Source organism: Ferrovum myxofaciens, from assembly GCF_000735045.1.
Lineage (GTDB): Bacteria > Pseudomonadota > Gammaproteobacteria > Burkholderiales > Ferrovaceae > Ferrovum > Ferrovum myxofaciens.
This window is the reverse complement of sequence record NZ_JPOQ01000190.1, coordinates 1-304: the sequence shown is the minus strand read 5'-3', so window position 1 is coordinate 304 and position 304 is coordinate 1. Positions and strand designations below refer to the sequence as shown.

The 304-nt window shown below is 55.9% G+C and carries 1 protein-coding gene; it reads right to left on the bottom strand.

What is annotated here, in order from left to right; translation table 11 throughout:
• Nucleotides 1-93: 93 nt before the first annotated feature.
• Nucleotides 94-285 carry a type II toxin-antitoxin system RelB family antitoxin gene (gene relB, locus IV91_RS0112720; protein WP_031599031.1) on the bottom strand — a complete coding sequence of 64 codons (192 nt, stop codon included), beginning with the start codon at nucleotides 283-285 and terminating at the stop codon, nucleotides 94-96.
• Nucleotides 286-304 lie beyond the last annotated feature (19 nt).

Below are 304 nucleotides of genomic sequence, written 5' to 3'. Positions count from 1 at the left end.
CGCCGGGCTGCCGGTGGATTCTCGAAAGCGATGTAACGGATGATTTGCGCCAAATCATCGCGGGCTGTAGCCCGCCAAGCGATGAGCAACAAATCACGTCCCCCGCAGTGCGGCCTCGGCTTCCTCGATGATGCTGTCCATCTCGACCATCACTTCGTCATGCGGGATGAGTGACCGCTTGTCAGCCAAACTCAACTCGACCTTGGTGCGCAACCAAGCGACATAACTGGCTTCCTGATCGACACTCTCGAATTCTGAAACAAGGGGAGACAGAGCGACGCTCATTTGCTAATTCCTCCGTTTC